Raw genomic sequence first — 20901 nt, forward strand, 5'->3', positions numbered from 1 at the left:
GGGCCTAGATCGGAACCTGGACCTGCTGCACGATCGACCGCAGGATCGCGTCGGCGCCCACCCCTTCGAGCTCGGCCTCGGGGCGGAGCTGGATGCGGTGGCGCCACACCGGCACGAGCATCGCCTGCACGTGGTCCGGGGTGATCGAGTCGTAGCCCGAGAGCCACGCCCAGGCCTTGGCCGCGGCGAGCAGAGCAGTGGTGCCGCGCGGGCTCACGCCGAGGCGGACGGAGGGGCTGCGGCGGGTCGCGCGCGCGAGGTCGACGATGTAGGCCAGCACGTCGGCGTTCGCACCGACGCGGGCGGCGGACTCGCGGGCCGCCTGGAGCTCGGCGGCGCTGAGCACCGGCGTCACCCCGGCGGCAGCCAGATCGCGCGGGTTGAACCCGGCGGCGTGGCGGCGGAGCACCTCCACCTCGGTGTCCCGCTCGGGCACGTCGAGCGTGAGCTTGAGCAGGAAGCGGTCGAGCTGCGCCTCGGGCAGGGAGTACGTGCCCTCGTACTCGATCGGGTTCTGCGTCGCCGCCACGATGAACGGGTCCGGCAGGCGGCGGCTGACGCCGTCGACGCTGACCTGGCGCTCCTCCATGGCCTCGAGGAGGGCCGACTGGGTCTTCGGGGGCGTCCGGTTGATCTCGTCCGCGAGCAGGATGTTCGTGAACACCGGGCCCTCTCGGAACACGAAACCGCCGGTCTGGGCGTCGTAGACAAGAGAGCCGGTGACGTCGCCCGGCATCAGGTCGGGGGTGAACTGCACGCGCTTGGTGTCGAGGCTGAGCGCGTGGCTGAGCGAGCGGACCAGCAGGGTCTTCGCCACGCCCGGCACGCCTTCCAGCAGCACGTGGCCGCGCGCCAGGAGAGCGATCATGAGCCCGGTGACCGCGCCGTCCTGGCCGACGACCGCCTTGCCCACCTCGGTCCGCACGGCGGAGAGAGCGGAGCGGAGGCGTGCCGCGTCAGCGGGTGCGCCGGGGGAGGAGGGGAACGCCGTCCCCGTCGTGACGTCTGTCATTCATCCATTCTTCCGGTCGGGCCCGTGGAGGGCGTAACGGCGGATGCGGTGGCTCTCTCGAGCTCCGCGAGTTCGTCGGACAACGCGATCAGGTCGCGGTCGGTCTGGGGGATGCGCTCGACCAGAAGGTCGCGGACGGCCAGCCGGTCACGGCGGGTGAGCGCGGCGACGGCGTCGGCGACTTCCGGCACGGTCGCCGTACTCGGCAGACCCGCGAGGGCGGAGAGTCGGCCGATGGTGCCGACGCGCAGAGCGTCCACCGCACGGAGCCGGGCGGACGACCGCTGGTAGAGCCGCGCCCTGCCTTCGCGGGTCTCGCCGGCGCGCACCACCACCGGCAGACTCTCGACGACGAGCGGGCCGAAGCGGCGGCCGCGCCAGATGGCCGCCGCGATGAACACCACGACGAGCAGCAGCATCACCGGGGTCACCCACCCGGGTGTGAGCTCGGCGATGTCCGGTGGTCCGCTGACCGGGCGGTCGTCGAGGGAGGGCAGGTACCAGACCAGAGTGCTGTGGCCGCCGAGGAGGTTGAGGGCGAGCGCCGCGTTGCCGAGGCGGTCGACGCCGTCGTTGGTCAGCACGGCGGCCGACCCGAGCAGGTAGACGGGTGAGGCGTTGAAGGAGGTGCGCACGAGCGAGGCGCGACCGCCGGTGTCCGAGAAGCACGCGGCTGCATCGTCGGCCACCCGGAAGGTCCCGGGGACGACGACATCCTCCGTCGTGGACGTGGTGCGCGGGTCGATGCGCTCGGCGCGCTCTGCGGCCGGCACCGTGCAGTCGGCGGGAGCGGGCCCGCGGGGTGCGCCCGCCGCCGTCACATCGCGATCGAGGGTCTGCAGCGCCTCGAAGTCCGGTTCGACGACGACCAGCGTCCGTCCGTCGCCGGTCAGGGCGCGATAACCGTCCGAGGTCAGGTTGCCGAGCGGGTCGTAGACCAGCACGGTGGCACCGTCCGCCGCGGCCGCCGTGGCGCGGTCGAGTGTCGACACGTTCCGCACATCCACCCCCTGCCCGCGCAGGACCTGCGCGACGGCCTTCGCTCCGGCGGGCGCGGGGTTGGTCGCGTCGAGCGTCGTGCCCGGCGCGACGCGTCCGCCGGTGAGCAGCGCGCCGCCGAGGGCGATGACGATGGCGATCACGGCGAGCACGATCCAGGGGAGCGCTCGGCGTGCGGTCTGCCGGACCGTCAGGGTCTGTGCCGTCGCCGCCTGTGGTGTCGCCTGGCGGTCGCGCATCGTCTCGGGCTGCGCCGTCTCCGGGCCTCGGACGGGTGTCGGTGCGCTCATGCGTTCACCGCCGGCAGGGGGACGCGCACGCGCTGGAGCCGCTGATCCAGCGCGACGAGGTTCTGGTACGCCGCCTCGGTGCCGGGTCGGTCGAGGTAGCGGACCTCATCGAACGCGCGGGCGGCCTGCCGAAGCGCTTCGCCCTCGTCGGTCGCGATCCGGGCGGCATGCACGGCGAACTCGTTCGCCGTCGTTCCCGGCGTCACGTGGACGAGTGTGCGCTCGTCGAGGGAGACGGCGATCGCACGGAACTGCTCCTCGACAGCGGTCACCCAGTCGCCCTGACGTGCCGCCTGTTCTGCGGATGCACGCAGGTCGGCGGCGCTGCGCGCCTCGTCCGCTCCGAACAACGCGCGCCGATCGAGAGCGGAGCGGCGGTTGATCCGTGGCCGGCCGAAGAGGAAGAATGCGGCCACGATCAGGCCGGCGATCACCACGACGACGACCAGGAGCAGCACGGGCGCGGCGTCACCGCCCGCGCCCTGGAACAGCGACCCGATCCAGTCCTGCACCGCTTTGGAGGCGAGATCGAACCACGTCGGCTTGGCCGACTGGTATTCCGGGCGCGACAGTTCGTCGCGCAGCCAGTTCTGCGCTTCCGGCGAGCTGGGGTCGACCGGGACGTCGAAGCGGATCACGGTCAGGCGTTCGGCCACCCGGCGGGCGGCTGCGGAGGCTGGTGCTGCTGCGGTTGCTGCGCCTGCGGAAGATAGGGATCGGGCAGGTCTTGACCGGTCTGCCGCCCCTCGACGAAGCGCACCAACTGCAGGTCGAGTCCCTCCTTGCGCATACGGAGGTCGATGTAGAGGAGGGCGACGGCCGCCGTCTGGATGACGCTGCCGATCGCTCCGATGATCGACGTCACGATGCTGGAGAGCACGTTGACGCTCAGCTGCGTGACGAGGACCTCCTGCATGGGATCCGCCGAGGTCGCCGACGTCGGCGCGAACACCCCGCCTGCGAGTCCGCCGATCAGGCCGAAGGGGATCGCGACGGTCTGCGTGATGGCGTAGACGATCACCCACACGAGCAGGATGATGCCCAGCGTCCGCCAGAAGTAGCCGGTGGTGAGGCGCCACGACCGTGCGACCGCCTGCGTCAGCGGCAGGCGTTCGAGCACGATCACGCTCGGCACCATCGCGAGCTTGGTGTTGATCCAGAAGGCCAGCGGGATCAGGGCGAGGCCGCCGACGACGCCGACGAGTACGGCTCCGATGGCGCCGGCGGAGCCGCCCAGGGCACCCAGCGCGACCACGACGGCGACCACCAGGGCGATCGCGACGATCCAGGCGAGGGCGTAGAGCAGCGTCCAGCCGATCAAGGCCCCGATCCGACCGCGCACCAGCTGCCATAGCGCTCGGAACGTCAGCTTGTCGCCCAGGGACTCGCGGGCGACGTCGCCGACGATCACCCCCTGCAGCAGGGCGCTGAAAACCGTCGAGATGACGAGGGAGAGCACGCCGAGCAGGATCGCGCCTCCGACGAGGCCCGCCCGGAGCGCCGGCTGGTCTTGGGCCTCGCCCGAGAAGACGCGGACGGCCAGCAGCCCGATGCCGCCGGCGAGCACGACGCTGACCAGGATGGACGGGATGCCCTGCAGCAGCAGCGCCGAACCGACCGTGATGCGCGGGTTGCGACGCAGTGCCTGGAAGGGAGCAGCGAGGAGCGGACCGAGAGTCAGCGGCCGCAGCGGGATCAGACCGGGCTTCGGCGGAGGAGTCCATGCCGGCTGCGCGCCACCCTGCGGGTAGGCCTGCTGCCATCCGGGCTGGCCCGCCGGCGGCTGCTGCCATCCCGGCTGCTGACCGTACTGCCCGTACTGCGGCTGACCGTACTGCCCGTACTGCGGCTGCTGCTGCCCGTACTGCGGCGGTTGCTGCTGCCCGTACTGCGGCGGTTGCTGCGGCCCGCCCTCCGGCGTAGACCCGTTCGAGCCGGGCGCCTGCCAGTTCTGTTCGTCGCTCACGCCGTACCTTTCGTTCCCCCCGTGCGTTGCTCCCATGCTGGCACAGTGCTCTCGCGCGCGCTGTCCCATCCACAGGGCACGTAATGGTTTCATTCAAGCTGGTAGCAGACTGCTCCATTACGCTGGTCATGTCACTTCACGGCCAGAGGCCGCTCGAGAGGGGTTCGGGGAACTTCGCACATGACTAGTCGCATCCTGGTTGTCGACGACGACACCGCGCTTGCGGAGATGATCGGTATCGTCCTCCGCACCGAGGGATTCGACCCCGTCTTCTGCGAAGACGGATCCCTCGCAGTGGACACCTTCCGGTCGTCCAAGCCCGACCTCGTCCTTCTCGACCTGATGCTCCCCGGCCTCGACGGCATCGAGGTGTGCGGTCGCATCCGGGCAGAGTCGGGCACCCCGATCATCATGCTCACCGCGAAGTCCGACACCGCCGACGTCGTGAAGGGGCTCGAGTCCGGGGCCGACGACTACATGGTGAAGCCCTTCAACCCGAAGGAGCTGGTCGCCCGCATCCGCACCCGGCTGCGGCCCGCGCCCGCCACCCCGCCGACCGATGAGTTGACCGTCGGCGATCTGGTCGTCGATGTCGCCGGGCACGAGGTGCGCCGCGGAGACACCCGCATCGCGCTCACGCCGCTGGAGTTCGACCTCCTGCTCGCGCTCGCCTCCAAGCCCCAGCAGGTCTTCACGCGCGAGATGCTGCTGGAGCAGGTCTGGGGCTACCACTACAAGGCGGACACGCGTCTGGTGAACGTGCACGTGCAGCGCCTCCGCGCCAAGGTGGAGCAGGATCCGGACAACCCGAAGATCGTCATGACCGTGCGCGGTGTCGGCTACCGCGCCGGCGCTGCGGCCTAGCGACCGGAGCCACGGATGGGCGCGCGGTGGCCGACTCGGGACTGGTGGCGCCAGGCGCCCACCCGCCTCGCGCGCCTGTGGCGCAGTTCGCTGCAATTGCGGACCGTCGCCATCACGCTGCTGCTCACCGGCGTCGCCATCCTCGTCACCGGCGTGTACATGTCGCTGAGCATCAGCAACGACCTGTATCAGTCGCGCCTCGACCAGGCGCTCCGCGATTCCAGCCGCGCGACCACCACCGCGCAGTCGACTCTGAACGCCTCCGACGTGTCGTCGGGGGATGCGGGCAAGAACCTGCTCAACACCGTCCTGCAGAGCGTGCAGGCCTCGACCTCGAGCCGCCTCGTCGCGGCATACCGCGTGCCCGGACAGGACACCGGCATCCTCGCCCCTCCCGACCGCGGGAGCCCTGCCATGAACTCGGTCATCTCGCCCGAGCTGCGCGAGAAAGTGCAGAACGGCGGATCGAAGCAGTACTACCAGTCGGTCGCTCTGCCCGCCGCGGGCGACACAGACCCGGGGATCGTGGTCGGATCCCAGCTCACACTCCCGTCGTACGGCAAATACGAGCTCTACATCGGCTACAACCTGCGCGACTCGGAGAACACGCTGCTCTTCGTGCAGAACACGCTGCTGCTGGCCGGCCTCGCCCTCATCGTGCTCATCGGCGCCATCACCTGGGTCATCGTGCGGTTCGTGGTCGAGCCGATCCGCGTCGCGGCGCGCACCAGCGAGCGGCTCGCCGCCGGTGACCTGGCCGTCCGCATCCCGGAGCGCGGGGAGGACGTGTTCGCGACCCTCGCGCGGTCGTTCAACGGGATGGCCGACAGCCTCCAGAGCCAGATCAACCAGCTGGCGACGCTGTCGCAACTGCAGCAGCGGTTCGTCTCGGACGTGTCGCACGAACTGCGCACCCCGCTGACGACCATCCGGCTGGCCGGTGACGTCATCTTCGACCAGCGGGAGGGGTTCGCCCCGGCCACCGCCCGGACGGCCGAGCTGCTGCACACCCAGATCGAGCGGTTCGACCGCCTGCTCTCCGACCTGCTCGAGATCAGCCGGTACGACGCCGGGTCGGTCGTGCTCGACGCCGAGCCGACAAACCTGGTGCGGCTGGCTGAGGACTGCGTCGACGAGCTCCGGACGCTCGCCGAGCAGAACGGCTCCGAGCTGACGCTCGACGCGCCCGGCGGCTACTTCGACGTGCCGATGGACCCCCGCCGCATCCGCCGCGTCGTGCGCAATCTGATCGGCAACGCGATCGAGCACGGTGAGGGACGCCCGGTCGTCATCACGGTCGACAGCAACGAGAGCGCGGTCGCCCTCACCGTGCGCGATTACGGCATCGGGATGAGCCCGCAGGACACGGGGCACGTGTTCGACCGGTTCTGGCGGGCCGACCCGTCGCGCAAGCGGACCCTCGGCGGCACCGGTCTCGGACTCGCGATCTCGCTGGAGGACGCGACGCTGCACTCCGGCTGGCTGCAGGTCTGGTCGGCACCGGGAGCGGGCTCGTGCTTCCGGCTGACCCTTCCGCGCGTCGTCGGACGCGAGATCACCGCGTCGCCCCTGCCGCTTCCCCCGGTGGACGCCGGTGCGACCATGCCGGCGGCGAACCCGGCCACGACCGGGAGCGAGGCCCACGCATGAGCGGGCGCAGGCGGTCATGGGGCGTGCGTGCCGCGGTGGCGTCGGCGACGGCACTGGTGCTGGTGGCGCTCGCCGCGTGCGCGAGCATCCCGGACTCCGGCCCGGTGCGTCAGGGAGCGCCGGTGGCGCAGGTCAACGACCCGCTCGACCTGGACTTCAACCCGTCGCCGCCCGAGAAGGGCGCGACCCAGCAGCGCATCGTGCAGGGCTTCATCGATGCCGCCTCGAGCCCGAAGAACAACTTCGCCATCGCCCGCGAGTACCTGACCCGGTCCATGGCGGCCAACTGGAACCCGGACGAGTCGGTCACCGTCGACGACGGGCGCAACCGCAGCTACGACGATCAGGGCACGCTGTGGCGCGTGGATGTGACCCCCGTCGCGAACATCGACGCCGTCGGTGCGTTCCACCCCGTGGGGAGCACGGCCCCCGTCGGCCTGAACTACCAGCTGGTCAAGGAGAACGGGGAGTGGCGCATCTCCGTCGCTCCGAACGGTGTGGTGATCGACGATCCCACGTTCCGGGCCGTCTACACGCAGCAGACCCTGTACTTCTTCAGTCCCGGCTACGCCTACCTCGTCCCGGACGCGCGCTGGTTCCCGGCGCGTGTGGCATCGGCCGCGACACGCGTCGCGAGCTCCCTGCTCGCCGGCCCTGCGCCGTGGCTGACGGGGGCGGTGACGACCGCGTTCCCGAAGGGGACCCAACTCACCGTGCCCTCGGTGACGACCGCGGGCGGAGTGGCAAGGGTCGACCTCAGCTCGGAGGCGGCCCAGGCCGATCCCACCCAGCTGCAGCGGATGCAGTTCCAGCTCGAGCAGTCCCTCGGCAGCCTGGCTCAGAGCGTCCAGCTGTCGATCGAGGGCAATGTCCAGCAGGTCCCGTCGCTCAGCGCCGCCGCTCTGCCCATCCGAAATCCGTCCGTCGACTCGCATCCGTTCGTGGACCGCGGAGACGTGTTCGGCCCGCTCAACGGCGACACCGTGAGCGCGTTGAGCGGCCTCAGCGACAAGGTCGCGGCGCTGCACCCCTCGGCGATCACCCTCAGTGCCTCGCACGATCAGGCTGCTGTGCTGTCGCAGGCCGGTGTGTACTCGGTGCGCAAGAACGGCGATCCAGTGCGGGTGGATGCGCGGCCCGGCCTCATCGGACCGTCGCTCGACGCCGACGGCTGGGTCTGGTCGGTGCCCGCCGCGACGCCGAACGCCATCCAGGTCGCCACGGCGACCGGCGCAGAGCCGCATGCCGTGACGGCCGTCTGGCCGAACGCGACCGCCATCCTATCGCTCGCGGTCTCTCGGGACGGCACGCGGATCGCAGCGCTCCTCAGGACCCAGACCGGCTATTCGCTCATGGCCGCGGGGATCGTGCGAGGGGGCAACATGTCGCCCACTTCTCTCACCGAACCGGTCGAGCTCGCGGTGCCGACGTCGGAGCCGCGATCAGCTGCCTGGACCTCCGATCTCACCATCGCGGTGCTCACCTCGACGAACGGTGAAGCGACCAGCATCGCGCAGCAGACGGTCGGCGGCGAGCAGACGACGACCTCGGGCCCGGCCGGCGGGCGGACGATCGTCGGAGCGTCGGGCCTGGCTCCCTACGTCGTCCTCAGCGCGGACGGCACGCTTCTGGCGCCGACCGGCACGGGCTGGCAGGCGCAGACGGACAAGGTGGGCGCCGTGGCGGTGCAGCTCGGTCAGCCGTAGGCCGACCATCACGTGCTCACAGCCTCGGCGACGCGGGGGTTCTCCACAGATCGGGTGGTCGGAGGTCGGCCGACACGGCATCACCGGGATGCTCGAACCATGACAGCTCACACCCTGGTCCGTGAATCCCTGCTCGACGCCGCCGCGATCGTCCTCCCCGTGCGATGCGCCGGTTGCCGCCGCCCCGATCGCTCGCTCTGCGACGAGTGCGAAGCCGAGTTGAGTCCGGTCACTCGGCTCGACGCCGTCGGCGACATCCCGGTCTGGTCGGCGCTCAGCTACGAGGGCGTCGCCCGACGCGTGCTCCTCGCCTACAAAGACGGAGGGCGAGTGGATGTGGTGCGAGCGCTGGCGCGCGCCCTGCGGTCCGCGGTGGCCGAGGCGCAACGGCAGGCCGCCCGTGGAGCCGGTGATGCAGCAGGCGCTGCCGCCGCCGGTGCGGCGCTGCTGCCGGTGCTCATTCCCTCCACCCGATCCGCGTGGCGCCGGAGGGGCTACCACCCGAGCCGTTCGGTGCTCGCCCGTGCGCACATCCTGGTCCCGCCGCTCTGGCGAGCGCTCCGGCTGTCGCGTCAGACGGCCGACCAGGCCGGGCTGAATGCAGCGCAGCGATCCGGCAACCGGCGGGGCAGTTTCGTGGCTTCGAAGAGGTTGGCGGGCCGCACCTGCCTGATCGTGGACGACATCGTCACCTCCGGGGCGACCATCGCCGAGGCGGCCAGAGCCATCCAGGCGGCTGGTGGCCGCGTAGCGGGTGCGGCAGCGATCGCGCGGACGCCGCTCCGAGCCGGAGGACGTCTTCAGGGAGCACCCAGAAGACCCAGGGGGGATGCCGTATGTTTTCCGGTTTCTTAATGAGGTCGGCGGCACTACGGTAGTCGAAAAGGTGTGGTCGATCCGCCCTTCGTGATCCGGGCGGTCGTCACGCCGGAACAGGGAGGTCTCCATGGACATCAACATCATCGGACGCAACCTGGGTATCACTGATCGCTTCCGGGAGTACGCCACCGAGAAGTCTGAGAAAGTGGCGCACCTGGCCGAACGGGCGATCTCGTTCGAGATCAAGGTCAGCAGGCACAACGAGAAGCTGGGCAGCCAGAACGGCGACGACCGGGTCGAGCTGACCCTCGTCGGCCCGAAGGCGGTCGTGCGGTCGGAGGCGACCGGACAGGACAAGTACGCGGCCTTCGACATCGCGCTCGGCAAGCTCCTCGAACGGGTGCGCAGGGCGAAGGACCGACGGAAGGTCCATCGCGGTCAGCACAGACCGACCTCGTTGCGTGAGGCGAGCACCGACGGCTTCAGCGCGGTCGGCCTCGCGGCGGCTCCCGTCGCGGTGCTGGACCAGGTGAGAACCGGCGCACTGCCCGCCGTGTCCGATGAGACGGAGGAGAAATCGGAGGCTGAGGAGGAGTACTCCCCTGTCGTCATCCGTAAGAAGGTCTTCGCCTCCGTACCGATGACCGTGGACGACGCTCTGTATTACATGGAGCTCGTCGGTCACGACTTCTACCTGTTCGTCGAGCAAGAGACCATGCGCCCGAGCGTCGTCTACCGACGCAAGGGCTGGGACTACGGCGTGATCTCTCTCGACGAGGCGGCCGAAGAGCTGCAGGAGGTCGCGACCGCGGCACGCAAGCTCGGCTGACCGCGGCGAATCCGCGGGAGCGTCGATGGCGGCCGCCCGGGCGGCGGCCGCCATCGACTCCGTCACGGCTGCGGCGTCACAGCCCCAGCACCGTCGACAGGACCTTCGCGGTGTCCGCGACCAGCGCGTTGTCGTAGGCGGCGTCCTTGTCCGCTTTGCGGGAGAGTACGACCATCACGACCGGCGCATGGCCCGGTGCCGTCAACACGGCGATGTCGTTTCGCGTTCCGTAGGACGCGGCGCCCGACTTGTCGGACACGGTCCATCCGGTCGGCGCCCCTGCCCGGATGAGCGGGTCGCCCGTGGCGTTCCCGGTCATGTCGTCCACGAGGAGCTTCCGCCTGTTTGCGGGGAGCTCCTCGCCGAGGGCGTACGCGCGCAGATCGGCGGCGAGGGCGCGGGGGGTGCTCGTGTCGCGCGGGTCGCCCGGAGCGGCTTCGTTGAGGGCGGGCTCCGTGCGCTCGACCTCCGTCGTCTCGTCGCCCAGCGCGCGGAGTGACTTCTCGAGTTCGGCCGGCCCGCCCAGTTGACGGAAGAGCAGGTTCGCCGCGGTGTTGTCGCTCTTCTGCAGCGCCGCCGCGATGACGTCGCGCAGCGGCATCCCGGCGCCCGCCATGGTCTCGGTGATAGGAGAGTAGGAGACCAGATCGTCGCTGGTGTACGGCACCACGGCATCCAGCTGCTCGTCCGACGACCGCGCGAGCACTGCGCCGGCGAGCAGTACCTTCGAGGTCGACGCGTACGCGAAGCGGTCGTCCTGGCGGTAGCCCACAGACCGGCCCGTGCCGGTGTCCACGGCATACACGCCGAGGGTCGCCCCGTACTGCGACTCCAGTTCGGCCAGCGCGCGCGCCGCCGCCTCGGAGCGTGGATCGGCGGCGCGCGTCGACGTCGAGTGAGGCGACGCCGGGTGGGGCGACGTCGACGGCGACGCGACACCGGTGGTGGAGCAACCGGTGAGCGCGACGACGGCGATGACGAGCGCGGAGAGTGAGCGGATCGGGCGACGGATCATGACAAAGAGTCCTTTCACGGGAGGTGCTGCTCCCAGGCAATCGCAGCCCGGCCGACGGCGCTCAGACGCCCGCGCGCAGTTCGATGACGATCTGGCATGAGTCGCCGCCGACCTCTGTCTGCTCCCACGAAGCCCCGCTCGCTAGTATCCGGCCCCATGGATATCGTCGCCGCCTGCCGCGCGTTCGTGAGCGTCAGCGACCGCGGCAGCTTCACGGTCGGAGCCGCCGCCGCGGGGATGCAGCAGTCGGTCGCGAGCAGACGCATCGCCGCGCTCGAGGCACACCTCGGTGAAGCGCTCTTCGACCGCTCGACCCGCCGTCCGCAGCTGACCCCGTTCGGACGGGGTGTGCTGGGCGCCGCACGGCAGGTCACGGCGGCGGCCGGCGAACTCGAGGCTCAGGCGCGCCGCTCGCGCGCATCCGTTCTCCGGATCGCAGTCCCCGAGGACTGCGCGTCCACCGCGGTCGGCGCCTTCATCGCGGCGAGCCGGGGGAGCGGCGTTGCGGTGGAGACGATGTCCGGAGATCCCGACGCGCGGGCCGACGCCTTCGGATCGGGGGCCGTCCAGGCGGCCGTCCTGTCCGGGCCCCGGGAGGAGGCGCGGTGGCGCGTCCGACTCGGGGTCGCCTCGGCGCACGCGGAGCCCCGCCCCTTCTTCTTCGGCTCGATCCGTCCTCGGCGGTCGGACACCGCCGCCCCGACGCGCCTGCTCTACGGGGCCGAGGACGACATCCCGGCCATCCGGGACCCCCTCACCGCGCTCCGGGACGCTCACGCGCTCCTGCCGCACCAGCTCGGGAGGGCCGGGTCGCTCCCCAGCACGATCGCCGATGTCCTCGCCGGCGACCTGCTGCTGAGCACCGAGGCCCGCGCGGCGGAACTCGGGCTGTCCTGGAGCCCGCTCGCCGAGCTCGACCTGGAACGCGGCTACGGCTTGGCCTCGGACGAGCCAGACCTCATCGGCCGCCTCGGTTCACGTGCCGAGCGTGCGCTGGCACGCGCCCTCGGGGAGGACCGCCCGTGATCGACGAGCAGCAGCTCATCGATCGGCTGGTCTCGCAGCTGCAGGCGGGCGGGTTGAGCGGCGGGTTCCTGGTGCGCGACCTGGCCACCGGAGACGAACTCGCGATCGACGCCGATACACCGCGTCCGATCGCGTCGCTGGTCAAGATCCCCCTCGGCATCGCGACCCTGGAGCGCATGCGGCGCGGGGAGCTCGCGCCCGACCAGCCGGTCACCGTGCCGCCCGGCCGCGTGTCCACACCGGGTCCGACCGGGATCTCCCGGTTCCGGCATCCCGCCACCGTCGCCCTCGAAGACCTCGTCTACCTCAGCGTCGCCCTGAGTGACGGGTCCGCCTCCGACGCCCTCTTCGCCCTCACCCCGCCGGAACGAGTCGCTGAACTCCTCGCCGAGCTCGGCCGTCCTGGGCTGATCATCCGGCACGATGCGGGGGAGCTCTCGCGGACGCTGGCGGAGCAGCTCCCGCCGACGGATGCGCACCTCGCGCACCGGCTCGCCATCGCTGGCCGCACGCCCGGCGGGGGGAACACCGTCGCCCGTCTCGGCGCCGCCGACGCCACGCGTGCGAGCGCACGCGATCTGGCCGACTGGCTGGAGGACCTCTGGCGTCCCCGCGTGCCGGAGGCCGTCGCGTCGCGGATGCGCGAGCTCATGGCCGCGAACGTCCACCGCTCGCGCCTCGCACCCGAGTTCGTGTCGGACGCGTCGACCTGGTGGTCCAAGACGGGCACGCTGCTCACCCTGCGCCACGAAGCAGGCGTCGTGGAGCACGCGGACGGCTCGGCGTTCGCCGTGGTGGCGCTGACCGAGTCGAGCGTCGCCGCCGTGCAGCAGCCCGCCGCCGAAGCGCTCCTGGGGCGCGTCGCCCGCGAGCTGCATGACGAGCTCCGTCGACGCGCCTGGAGCTGACTCATCCCTTCGGCATAGACGACGTCGAGATTGCAGCCGACGCGCACGGTTTCCTACGATCGTGGTCAGCGACCGGTCGAACGGCACTCTCCACCATCCACAACAACCGGAAGGGCGTGCATGCGAATAGTCATCGTGCCGGGCATCGGAGGCTCGGATCGCGAGCATTGGCAATCGATCTGGGAGTCCCGTCATCCCGGGATGCGCCGCATCGAGCCGTCCTCCTGGGACGAACCGGATGCGGATGACTGGTCCCGTGCTCTCGATCGGGCGGTCGGCGGGGCCAGGGCGGTCCTGGTCGCCCACAGCCTCGGCTGCCTGCTCGCAGTCCGCTGGGCGCATCTCCATCCGGAGAACGTCGCCGGCCTGTTCCTGGTGGCAGCCCCAGATCCGGCAGGTCCCCGGTTCCCCCGGGAACCCGAGTCGTTCTCGGCAGGGCTCGATGTCACGCCCGCCGCCCCTGTCCTCATGATCACCAGCAGCGACGACCCGTACTGCTCGCCGGAGCGCGCGGAGCAGTTCGCAGCGCAGTGGGGTGCCGCCAGCGTCTCGCTCGGCCCACGCGGACACCTCAACTCGGCCAGCAACCTCGGCGACTGGGAGGAAGGAGCGCACCTCCTCACCGCGTTCGCCGCCGGCATCCAGAGTCCTCCCAGGCCGGGCAGGTCGAACGTCAGGGCGGAACAAGTAGCATGTCTCTAGCGTCGGCGGAGTATGCCGTCCGGCGTGCGTCCGCCGGGGCGCCGGGCTGTCAGCCCGACCGAGCGTAAGTGGAGTGCATCAGTGGCCTCAGTTCTGGAAAAGGTCCTCCGTGTTGGCGAGGGCCGTACCCTCCGTCGGCTGGAGGCGTACGCGAAGGCGGTCAACGCCCTCGAAGACGACTTCAGCGAACTCACCGATGAGGAACTCGCGCACGAGACCGTCGAGCTGCGCGAGCGCTACGGCAACGGCGAATCCCTCGACGACCTGCTCCCCGAAGCTTTTGCGGCCGTCCGCGAGGCGGCCAAGCGCACCCTCGGGATGCGTCACTTCGACGTGCAGATCATGGGCGGCGCGGCCCTTCACCTCGGCAACATCGCGGAGATGAAGACCGGTGAGGGCAAGACCCTCGTCGCGACCACCGCGGCCTACCTCAACGCGATCGCGAGCCGCGGCGTCCACATCGTCACCGTCAACGACTACCTGGCGAGCTACCAGTCCGAGCTGATGGGGCGCGTGTTCCGCGCCCTCGGGATGACGACCGGCGTGATCCTCGCCGGCCAGACCCCGGAGGAGCGCCGCGAGCAGTACGCGGCCGACATCACCTACGGCACCAACAACGAGTTCGGCTTCGACTACCTGCGCGACAACATGGCCTGGCAGGCGAGCGACATGGTGCAGCGCGGCCACTTCTTCGCGATCGTGGACGAGGTCGACTCGATCCTCATCGACGAGGCGCGCACACCGCTCATCATCTCCGGTCCGTCGTCCGGCGAGGCGAACCGCTGGTTCAACGAGTTCGCCAACCTGGCGAAGCGCCTCACGCCGGACGTGGACTACGAGGTGGATGAGAAGAAGCGCACCGTCGGTGTGCTCGAGCCGGGCATCGAGAAGGTCGAGGACTACCTCGGCATCGACAACCTCTACGAGTCGGCCAACACCCCGCTCATCTCGTTCCTCAACAACGCCATCAAGGCGAACGCGCTGTTCAAGCGCGACAAGGACTACGTGGTGATGAACGGCGAGGTGCTGATCGTCGACGAGCACACCGGCCGCATCCTGGTCGGCCGCCGCTACAACGAGGGCATCCACCAGGCGATCGAGGCGAAGGAGGGCGTGGAGGTCAAGGCCGAGAACCAGACCCTCGCGACCGTCACGCTGCAGAACTACTTCCGCCTCTACAAGAAGCTCTCCGGCATGACCGGTACGGCCGAGACCGAGGCCGCCGAGTTCATGAGCACCTACAAGCTCGGCGTCGTGCCCATCCCGACCAACAAGCCGATGCAGCGCATCGACCAGTCCGACCTCGTCTACAAGAACGAGAAGGCGAAGTTCGACCAGGTGGTCGAGGACATCGTGAAGCGTCACGAAAAGGGCCAGCCGGTGCTGGTCGGCACCACCTCGGTCGAGAAGAGCGAGTACCTCTCGCGTCTGCTCGCCAAGCGGGGCGTCCGACACGAGGTCCTGAACGCGAAGAACCACGCGCGCGAGGCCGCGATCGTCGCCCAGGCCGGGCGTCTCGGCGCCGTGACCGTCGCCACCAACATGGCCGGCCGCGGTACCGACATCATGCTCGGCGGCAACTCCGAGTTCCTCGCCGTCGCCGAGATGAACGCCCGCGGTCTGTCGCCGGTCGAGACGCCGGACGAGTACGAGGCCGCCTGGGAGGGCGTCTTCGAGAACGTCAAGGCGCAGGTCGCCGAGGAGGCCGAGAAGGTCATCGAGGCCGGCGGTCTCTACGTGCTCGGCACCGAGCGCCACGAATCCCGGCGCATCGACAACCAGCTCCGCGGTCGTTCCGGCCGTCAGGGCGACCCGGGCGAGAGCCGGTTCTACCTGTCGCTCACCGACGATCTGATGCGCCTCTTCAACGCGGGCGCGGCGGAGAGCCTCATGGGCCGCAGCAGCGTCCCGGACGACATGGCCATCGAGTCGAAGGTCGTCAGCCGCGCGATCCGCAGCGCGCAGTCGCAGGTCGAGGCCCGCAACGCCGAGATCCGCAAGAACGTGCTCAAGTACGACGACGTCCTGAACCGCCAGCGCGAGGCGATCTACAGCGACCGCCGTCACGTGCTCGAGGGCGACGACCTGCACGAGCGCGTGCAGCAGTTCCTCACCGACGTGATCGACGACATCCTCGACCAGCACACCGGCGAGGGGAGCGGCGACGACTGGGACTTCGACGCCCTGTGGGCCGAGCTCAAGACCCTCTACCCGGTCGGTGTCAGCATCGACGAGGTGATCTCGGAGGCCGGCAACAAGGGCAAGATCAACCGCGAGTTCATGCGCCGCGAGATCCTCTCGGACGCCCGGATCGCCTACCAGCGTCGCGAGGAGTCGCTGGGGGCTCCGGCGATGCGCGAGTTGGAGCGCCGCGTCGTGCTCTCGGTCATCGACCGCCGCTGGCGCGACCACCTCTACGAGATGGACTACCTGAAGGACGGCATCGGCCTCCGTGCGATGGCTCAGCGCGACCCGCTGGTCGAGTACCAGCGCGAGGGCTACGCCATGTTCCAGCAGATGATGGGCGCCATCCGCGAGGAGACCATCGGCTTCCTGTTCAACCTGGAGGTCGAGGTCAACCAGGCCCCCGGAGAGGTCGAGGCTCCTGCCGTCGCCGCGAAGGGCCTCGCGCGGGGCGAGAGCGACACGAAGCTCAGCTACTCGGCTCCCGCCGAGCAGGGCGGCGTCGAGGTGCGCAACCAGCGCGGTCAGCTCGAGCAGGCAGCGACCGCCCGTGCGCAGCGCGCTCAGCAGCAGGCCGCCCCGGCCGCTCCGCCCGCGCAGGCGTCCAACCAGCGCGGTGCCTTCGGCCAGCGCGTCGAGTCCTCGGACGAGGCCCCCGCGAACCGCGCAGAGCGTCGCGCGCAGGCGAAGAAGCGCTGATCGCGCAACCGATCACCATGACGATGGCGGCCCTGCGGGGCCGCCATCGTCGTCTTCCCGGCTAGAGGACGTTGATGGCCGTGGCGCGCCAGCGGGCGCGGTGTCGCTCCAGGCGGATCGCCACGGCGCGGGAACGAGCGGGCTGGTGGACCATGACGACCGCTTCGACGACGCCATCGACCGGGAACGCCAGGACAGGATCGCCGATGGTCATGCGCGGTCGCAACGGGTTCTCGGCCGCCGTGGTCCGCGCCTGGACGGTGAGCATGGTGCGTCGCAGCAGATGGACGTAGACGGAGTCGCTCACCCAGCGGCCGATCTGATCGAGCGGACGCGCGCCCGCGAGGATCTCCACGACCGATCTCGCGAGGTTGGAGCATAGCGTCCCCGGACTCGGCTCGTCGCCCGTGGGGAACTCGACGATGGTCCCTTCGCCCGTGCGCGTCTGCCCGAATCCGGTGACCGCAATTGGCGTGCGGCGGTCAGAGCGGCCCGGCGTCAGCCGCCCGGCAGGGTGTTCGTGCGGCAACGCGACAGCGGCCTCGGGCATCCCGGGACGGGGAGCGGGATGGGCTCCGGAGCGGTCTCCGGGTCGGATGCCGGAACGGCCGGGATCCGCGGCCCGATCACCGGGAATTCCGGCGGTGGACGGGGTCGCGGGTGCGAGGGCGAGGTGGTGCATTTTTTCTCCCGAGGGGGTGTGTCGGTGGTCGGTGCTGAAATAGACCCGTGATATGTACGATGCCTCACTCAAACAGGTCGGCGCGCGGCGGACCAGGGCATAAACGCGTTGTGGATAACTCTCGTCATGCCCGTCGGAGCGCCGTTTAGGATGGGGTGATGTCCACCCTCAGCGATCTCGTCCACGCTCACGGCCGCTCCTCGGAAGAGGACGTCGAGTGGCTGCACGGCCTCGTCGGCGACTGGCAGTTGCTCGCCGACCTCGCCTTCGCGGACATCGTGCTGTGGGTGCCGACCGCCGATGACGACTTCGTCGCGGTGGCGCACGCCCGTCCGTCCTCGGCGGCCACGCTCTTCTACCGCGACTTCGTCGGTCAGCGCATCAAGCCGGAGTGGCGCCAGCAGGTGACCGACGCCTATCGGTCGAAGCAGATCATCGACACGTCAGCGCCGGATTGGTACGAGGAGACCCCGACCCGGGTGCGCGCCGTTCCCGTGATCCGCCGCCTGACCGTCCACTCCCCGGACACCGCGCCTGAGCCGGTGGCGGTGATCACGCGCCACACCAACCTGAGCGAGGCGCGTACGCCGAGCCGGCAGGAGCTGACGTTCAACGAGTGCGCCAACGATCTCTTCAACATGATCGCGACCGGAGACTTCCCGGACCTCGGTGCCCCGGCCGCGCCTCGCCGAGGGGCGCCTCGCGCGGCGGACGGTCTCATCCGCCTCGACGTCGACGGGGTCACCACATTCGCCAGCCCCAACGCGCTGAGCGCTTTCAACCGGATGGGCTTCACCGGCGAGCTCGAGGGGGAGTCCCTCGCCACGGTGACGACCGGTCTGCTCGCCGGCACGATCACCGTCGACGAGTCGCTGCCGCTGGTGGTGACCGGCCGCGCCCCCTGGCGCACCGACATCGAAGCCCGCGGCGTCACGGTGTCGCTCCGCGCCATCCCCATCCGGAACCGCGGTGAGCGCGTCGGGGCCATCGTGCTCTGCCGCGACGTCTCGGAGCAGCGCCACCAGGAGCGCGAGCTGATCACGAAGGATGCGACCATCCGCGAGATCCATCACCGGGTGAAGAACAACCTCCAGACCGTGGCATCCCTCCTGCGAATCCAGGCGCGCCGCACGCACTCGGAGGAGGCGCGCGAGGCTCTCAGCCAGGCCATGCGCCGGGTCGCGGCCATCGCCGTCGTCCACGACACCCTGTCGACCGGGCTCGCGCAGATCGTCGACTTCGACGACGTTTTCGACCGCGTGCTGCTGCTGGTGGCCGAGGTCGCGGCGAGCCACACCACGACCGTGCACCCGAAGAAGTCGGGCACCTTCGGCCAGCTGCCGTCGGAGTACGCGACGCCGCTCGCACTGGCGCTCACGGAGCTCGTGACCAACGCGGTCGAGCACGGGCTGGCCGGGCGCGAAGGAGAGGTCGAGATCGTCGCCCACCGGTCCGAGGAGTCGCTGACCGTCAAGGTCGTCGACAACGGCTCGGGCCTCCCGGAGGGCAAGGTCGGGACCGGCCTGGGGACCCAGATCGTCCGCACGCTCATCCAGGGCGAGCTCGGCGGTGCGATCGACTGGCACACGATGATGGGGCAGGGCACCGAGGTGACCATCGAGGTCCCGTTGCGCTACCTCACCAAGATCTGACCGGCGACCAAGCCGCGTAGGAATCCGGGCATGAAAAATGCCGAGGGGCGCTCGATGCTAGGTGTGTGAGCGCCGCCTCGGCTGTGTCGGACGCGCGGGAGGGTATGGCCCGCGCCGACGAGTGGAAAAGCGGGTGGAGCGTCAGGACGCGCGGCGTGCGCGCGCGGCGCGGCGCTTGAGGGCGCGGCGCTCGTCCTCGGAGAGCCCGCCCCAGACACCCGAGTCCTGACCGGTCTCGAGGGCGTACTGAAGGCAGATCTCGGTCACGGTGCAGCGTGCGCAGACCGCCTTGGCCTTGTCGATCTGGTCGACCGCAGGGCCGGTGTTGCCAACCGGGAAGAAAAGCTCGGGGTCCGCGGTGAGGCAGGCGGCTTTGTCGCGCCAATCCATGAAGATGTGCTCCTTATTTACTGGGGTTCCTGACCCGAGAGGGCCATAGAATGCAGATAAGCAGTCGGGTTGCAGGGTGCTTAGATCCGTGGGGAATCAGACCTGCCCACGACCCTGTGAGCGTTAACTCGACCGTTGAATATGCTCCCATAGCGGTTATTGCGAATCAATAGTTTTGTATGGGATAACGCTGAGAACACGAGCCGGAAACGTCAGGATGCTATAGTGCCCGACCCCCAGAACGCCCCGGAGGCGGCCACGGAGCGCCGCCCGTCGCGTCCGCCCCTCCTCACGGTGCTGACCGTCATCCTCGCCCTGGAGACGGTCCTCGTGGTCGGTGTCGCGTGCTGGCTGGTGTACGAACTGCTCACGCAGAAGCCGGAGTCGTACCCGTCCGCGGTCGCGATCGTGGTCCTCGTCCTGCTCGCGGCGGCCTGGCTGATCGCGACGCTCGTCGGCATCCTGCGGCTGCGGAGCTGGGCGCGCGCGTCGGCGCTAACCATCCAGATCCTCCAGCTCGCCGTCGCCATCGGATGCTTCCAGGGGTTCTATGCGCGGCCGGACGTCGGCTGGGCGCTCCTGGTGCCGGCGGTCGTCGCGGGCGTCCTCGCCGTCTCCCCGGCGGTGGTCCGGGCCACGGCCCGCAACATGGAGCAACACGAATAGCGTCCACCGGGAACAAGGCGGAGACTCGGATGGTTATGTCCGGCATCGTGACTGATATCTCCACACAGACCTCCGCTTCCTCCGCGACCATCGAGCGCGCCCGCGCAGGCTGGGACGCCTGGCGTGCGAGCCGCCTGAGCAGCGTGACAGCGCCCACCGGCAACCTCGCTCTGATCGAGACGCGGTGGCTGCAGGAGGGCGACACCACGACTCCGGAGGAGGCCCTGGCCGGCCATCCGGCGACGGTCACCGCGACAGAGCTCACGCGCCGCAGCCTGGAGACCGGAGAGGTCGAGCGCGGCATCCGGCTCTGGGATGCGGCATCCCCAGCCGTCCAAGACTTCGAGACCATCGAGGTCTTCCCCTTCGACCCCAGCTGGGTCATCGAGGCGACGTTCACGCCCGTCAGCGACGACCGCACCATTCCGTTCGAGCACATCCGTGACAATGGGCTGACACGGGAGCTGGTGGTGCCTGGCGACATCACGTTCGAACGGGACGGCATCGCGTACACGTTGAGCGCTTTCGACGACGATGGGACGCTGCTCCTGGTGTTCGGCGACCCCACCAACGGCGCCGAGGGGGAGGACGGGACCTACGCGTCCGGCCGCTTCCTCTTCGTCGAGCACGTCGACGACCACGTCGTCCTCGACTTCAACCGCGCCTTCGTGCCGCCGTGCGGGTTCTCGGACCAGTACAACTGTCCGCTGCCGCCGCGCAACAACCGCTTCCCCGTCGCGGTCACCGCGGGGGAGAAGCGCGTGACCTTCCGCGGCGGCGCACAGCACTGAGCGGGCCGAGCGCCCGAAGCACCGAAGCATCCACCCCCCCACAGCACTGGA

Annotated in this window: 19 protein-coding genes; 12 read left to right on the top strand and 7 right to left on the bottom strand. The window is 70.0% G+C overall.

All coding sequences use genetic code 11. The features are described from left to right. Positions 1 to 4 precede the first annotated feature (4 nt). Genes AXZ95_RS05870 through AXZ95_RS05885 form a run of 4 tightly spaced genes read right to left on the bottom strand, consistent with a single transcriptional unit; the run spans position 5 to position 4267 of the window. Positions 5 to 1012, bottom strand: coding sequence for a MoxR family ATPase (locus AXZ95_RS05870; RefSeq protein ID WP_018190087.1), 1008 nt, complete (start codon positions 1010 to 1012; stop codon positions 5 to 7). Further along, the gene (locus AXZ95_RS05875) at positions 1009 to 2301 is read right to left on the bottom strand and encodes a DUF4350 domain-containing protein (protein ID WP_231371077.1); all 1293 of its coding nucleotides are present in this window, start codon (positions 2299 to 2301) and stop codon (positions 1009 to 1011) included. The genes AXZ95_RS05870 and AXZ95_RS05875 overlap by 4 nt, the downstream gene beginning before the upstream one ends. Beyond that, positions 2298 to 2957 carry a DUF4129 domain-containing protein gene (locus tag AXZ95_RS05880; RefSeq protein WP_018190089.1) on the bottom strand — a complete coding sequence of 220 codons (660 nt, stop codon included), beginning with the start codon at positions 2955 to 2957 and terminating at the stop codon, positions 2298 to 2300. The genes AXZ95_RS05875 and AXZ95_RS05880 overlap by 4 nt, the downstream gene beginning before the upstream one ends. Next, positions 2942 to 4267 carry a hypothetical protein gene (locus AXZ95_RS05885; protein ID WP_018190090.1) on the bottom strand — a complete coding sequence of 442 codons (1326 nt, stop codon included), beginning with the start codon at positions 4265 to 4267 and terminating at the stop codon, positions 2942 to 2944. Before AXZ95_RS05885 ends, AXZ95_RS05880 begins: the two co-directional genes overlap by 16 nt. Positions 4268 to 4447: 180 nt before the next feature. Between AXZ95_RS05885 and mtrA the strand changes: the two genes are divergently transcribed. From mtrA to raiA, 5 genes are all read left to right on the top strand, one after another. After that, entirely contained in the window at positions 4448 to 5131 is a 684-nt protein-coding gene (gene mtrA / locus AXZ95_RS05890; protein WP_018190091.1) for an MtrAB system response regulator MtrA, read from the top strand. Between the two features lie 15 nt (positions 5132 to 5146). Continuing rightward, a complete protein-coding gene (gene mtrB / locus AXZ95_RS05895; protein WP_018190092.1) occupies positions 5147 to 6781 on the top strand; it encodes an MtrAB system histidine kinase MtrB in 1635 nt (544 codons plus the stop codon). After that, positions 6778 to 8487, top strand: a complete 1710-nt coding sequence (locus AXZ95_RS05900; protein ID WP_231374366.1) for an LpqB family beta-propeller domain-containing protein — start codon at positions 6778 to 6780, stop codon at positions 8485 to 8487. The genes mtrB and AXZ95_RS05900 overlap by 4 nt, the downstream gene beginning before the upstream one ends. A gap of 99 nt (positions 8488 to 8586) precedes the next feature. Further along, a complete protein-coding gene (locus tag AXZ95_RS05905) occupies positions 8587 to 9342 on the top strand; it encodes a phosphoribosyltransferase family protein (protein ID WP_081626593.1) in 756 nt (251 codons plus the stop codon). Between the two features lie 91 nt (positions 9343 to 9433). Continuing rightward, positions 9434 to 10135, top strand: coding sequence for a ribosome-associated translation inhibitor RaiA (raiA, locus tag AXZ95_RS05910; protein ID WP_018190095.1), 702 nt, complete (start codon positions 9434 to 9436; stop codon positions 10133 to 10135). A 76-nt stretch (positions 10136 to 10211) separates the two neighbouring features. On the opposite strand, the gene bla is transcribed toward raiA, so the two are convergent. Then, entirely contained in the window at positions 10212 to 11150 is a 939-nt protein-coding gene (gene bla / locus AXZ95_RS05915; protein WP_018190096.1) for a class A beta-lactamase, read from the bottom strand. Between the two features lie 156 nt (positions 11151 to 11306). Between bla and AXZ95_RS05920 the strand changes: the two genes are divergently transcribed. From AXZ95_RS05920 to secA, 4 genes are all read left to right on the top strand, one after another. Beyond that, the gene (locus AXZ95_RS05920) at positions 11307 to 12176 is read left to right on the top strand and encodes a LysR family transcriptional regulator (protein WP_018190097.1); all 870 of its coding nucleotides are present in this window, start codon (positions 11307 to 11309) and stop codon (positions 12174 to 12176) included. Beyond that, a complete protein-coding gene (locus AXZ95_RS05925; RefSeq protein ID WP_018190098.1) occupies positions 12173 to 13084 on the top strand; it encodes a serine hydrolase in 912 nt (303 codons plus the stop codon). The genes AXZ95_RS05920 and AXZ95_RS05925 overlap by 4 nt, the downstream gene beginning before the upstream one ends. A gap of 120 nt (positions 13085 to 13204) precedes the next feature. Continuing rightward, positions 13205 to 13786: an alpha/beta fold hydrolase gene (locus AXZ95_RS05930; RefSeq protein ID WP_081626594.1), complete on the top strand. Its 582-nt coding sequence runs from the start codon at positions 13205 to 13207 to the stop codon at positions 13784 to 13786. An 81-nt stretch (positions 13787 to 13867) separates the two neighbouring features. Then, a complete protein-coding gene (gene secA, locus AXZ95_RS05935) occupies positions 13868 to 16669 on the top strand; it encodes a preprotein translocase subunit SecA (protein WP_018190100.1) in 2802 nt (933 codons plus the stop codon). A 61-nt stretch (positions 16670 to 16730) separates the two neighbouring features. Here the strand turns inward: secA and AXZ95_RS05940 are convergent, their stop codons facing one another. Beyond that, entirely contained in the window at positions 16731 to 17219 is a 489-nt protein-coding gene (locus AXZ95_RS05940; protein WP_018190101.1) for an Rv3235 family protein, read from the bottom strand. Between the two features lie 290 nt (positions 17220 to 17509). Between AXZ95_RS05940 and AXZ95_RS05945 the strand changes: the two genes are divergently transcribed. After that, the gene (locus tag AXZ95_RS05945) at positions 17510 to 19003 is read left to right on the top strand and encodes a PAS domain-containing sensor histidine kinase (RefSeq protein ID WP_018190102.1); all 1494 of its coding nucleotides are present in this window, start codon (positions 17510 to 17512) and stop codon (positions 19001 to 19003) included. Between the two features lie 141 nt (positions 19004 to 19144). Here the strand turns inward: AXZ95_RS05945 and AXZ95_RS05950 are convergent, their stop codons facing one another. After that, complete coding sequence (locus AXZ95_RS05950; protein ID WP_018190103.1) at positions 19145 to 19393, bottom strand: WhiB family transcriptional regulator; 249 nt, start codon at positions 19391 to 19393, stop codon at positions 19145 to 19147. 225 nt (positions 19394 to 19618) lie between these two features. Here AXZ95_RS05950 and AXZ95_RS05955 point away from each other — a divergent pair, with 225 nt between their 5' ends. After that, complete coding sequence (locus AXZ95_RS05955) at positions 19619 to 20059, top strand: hypothetical protein (protein ID WP_018190104.1); 441 nt, start codon at positions 19619 to 19621, stop codon at positions 20057 to 20059. Positions 20060 to 20094: 35 nt separating this feature from the next. Then, positions 20095 to 20850, top strand: coding sequence for a DUF1684 domain-containing protein (locus tag AXZ95_RS05960; RefSeq protein ID WP_018190105.1), 756 nt, complete (start codon positions 20095 to 20097; stop codon positions 20848 to 20850). Positions 20851 to 20901 lie beyond the last annotated feature (51 nt).

The sequence above is a fragment of the Leifsonia sp. 115AMFTsu3.1 genome (genome assembly GCF_004362795.1).
GTDB lineage: Bacteria > Actinomycetota > Actinomycetes > Actinomycetales > Microbacteriaceae > Leifsonia.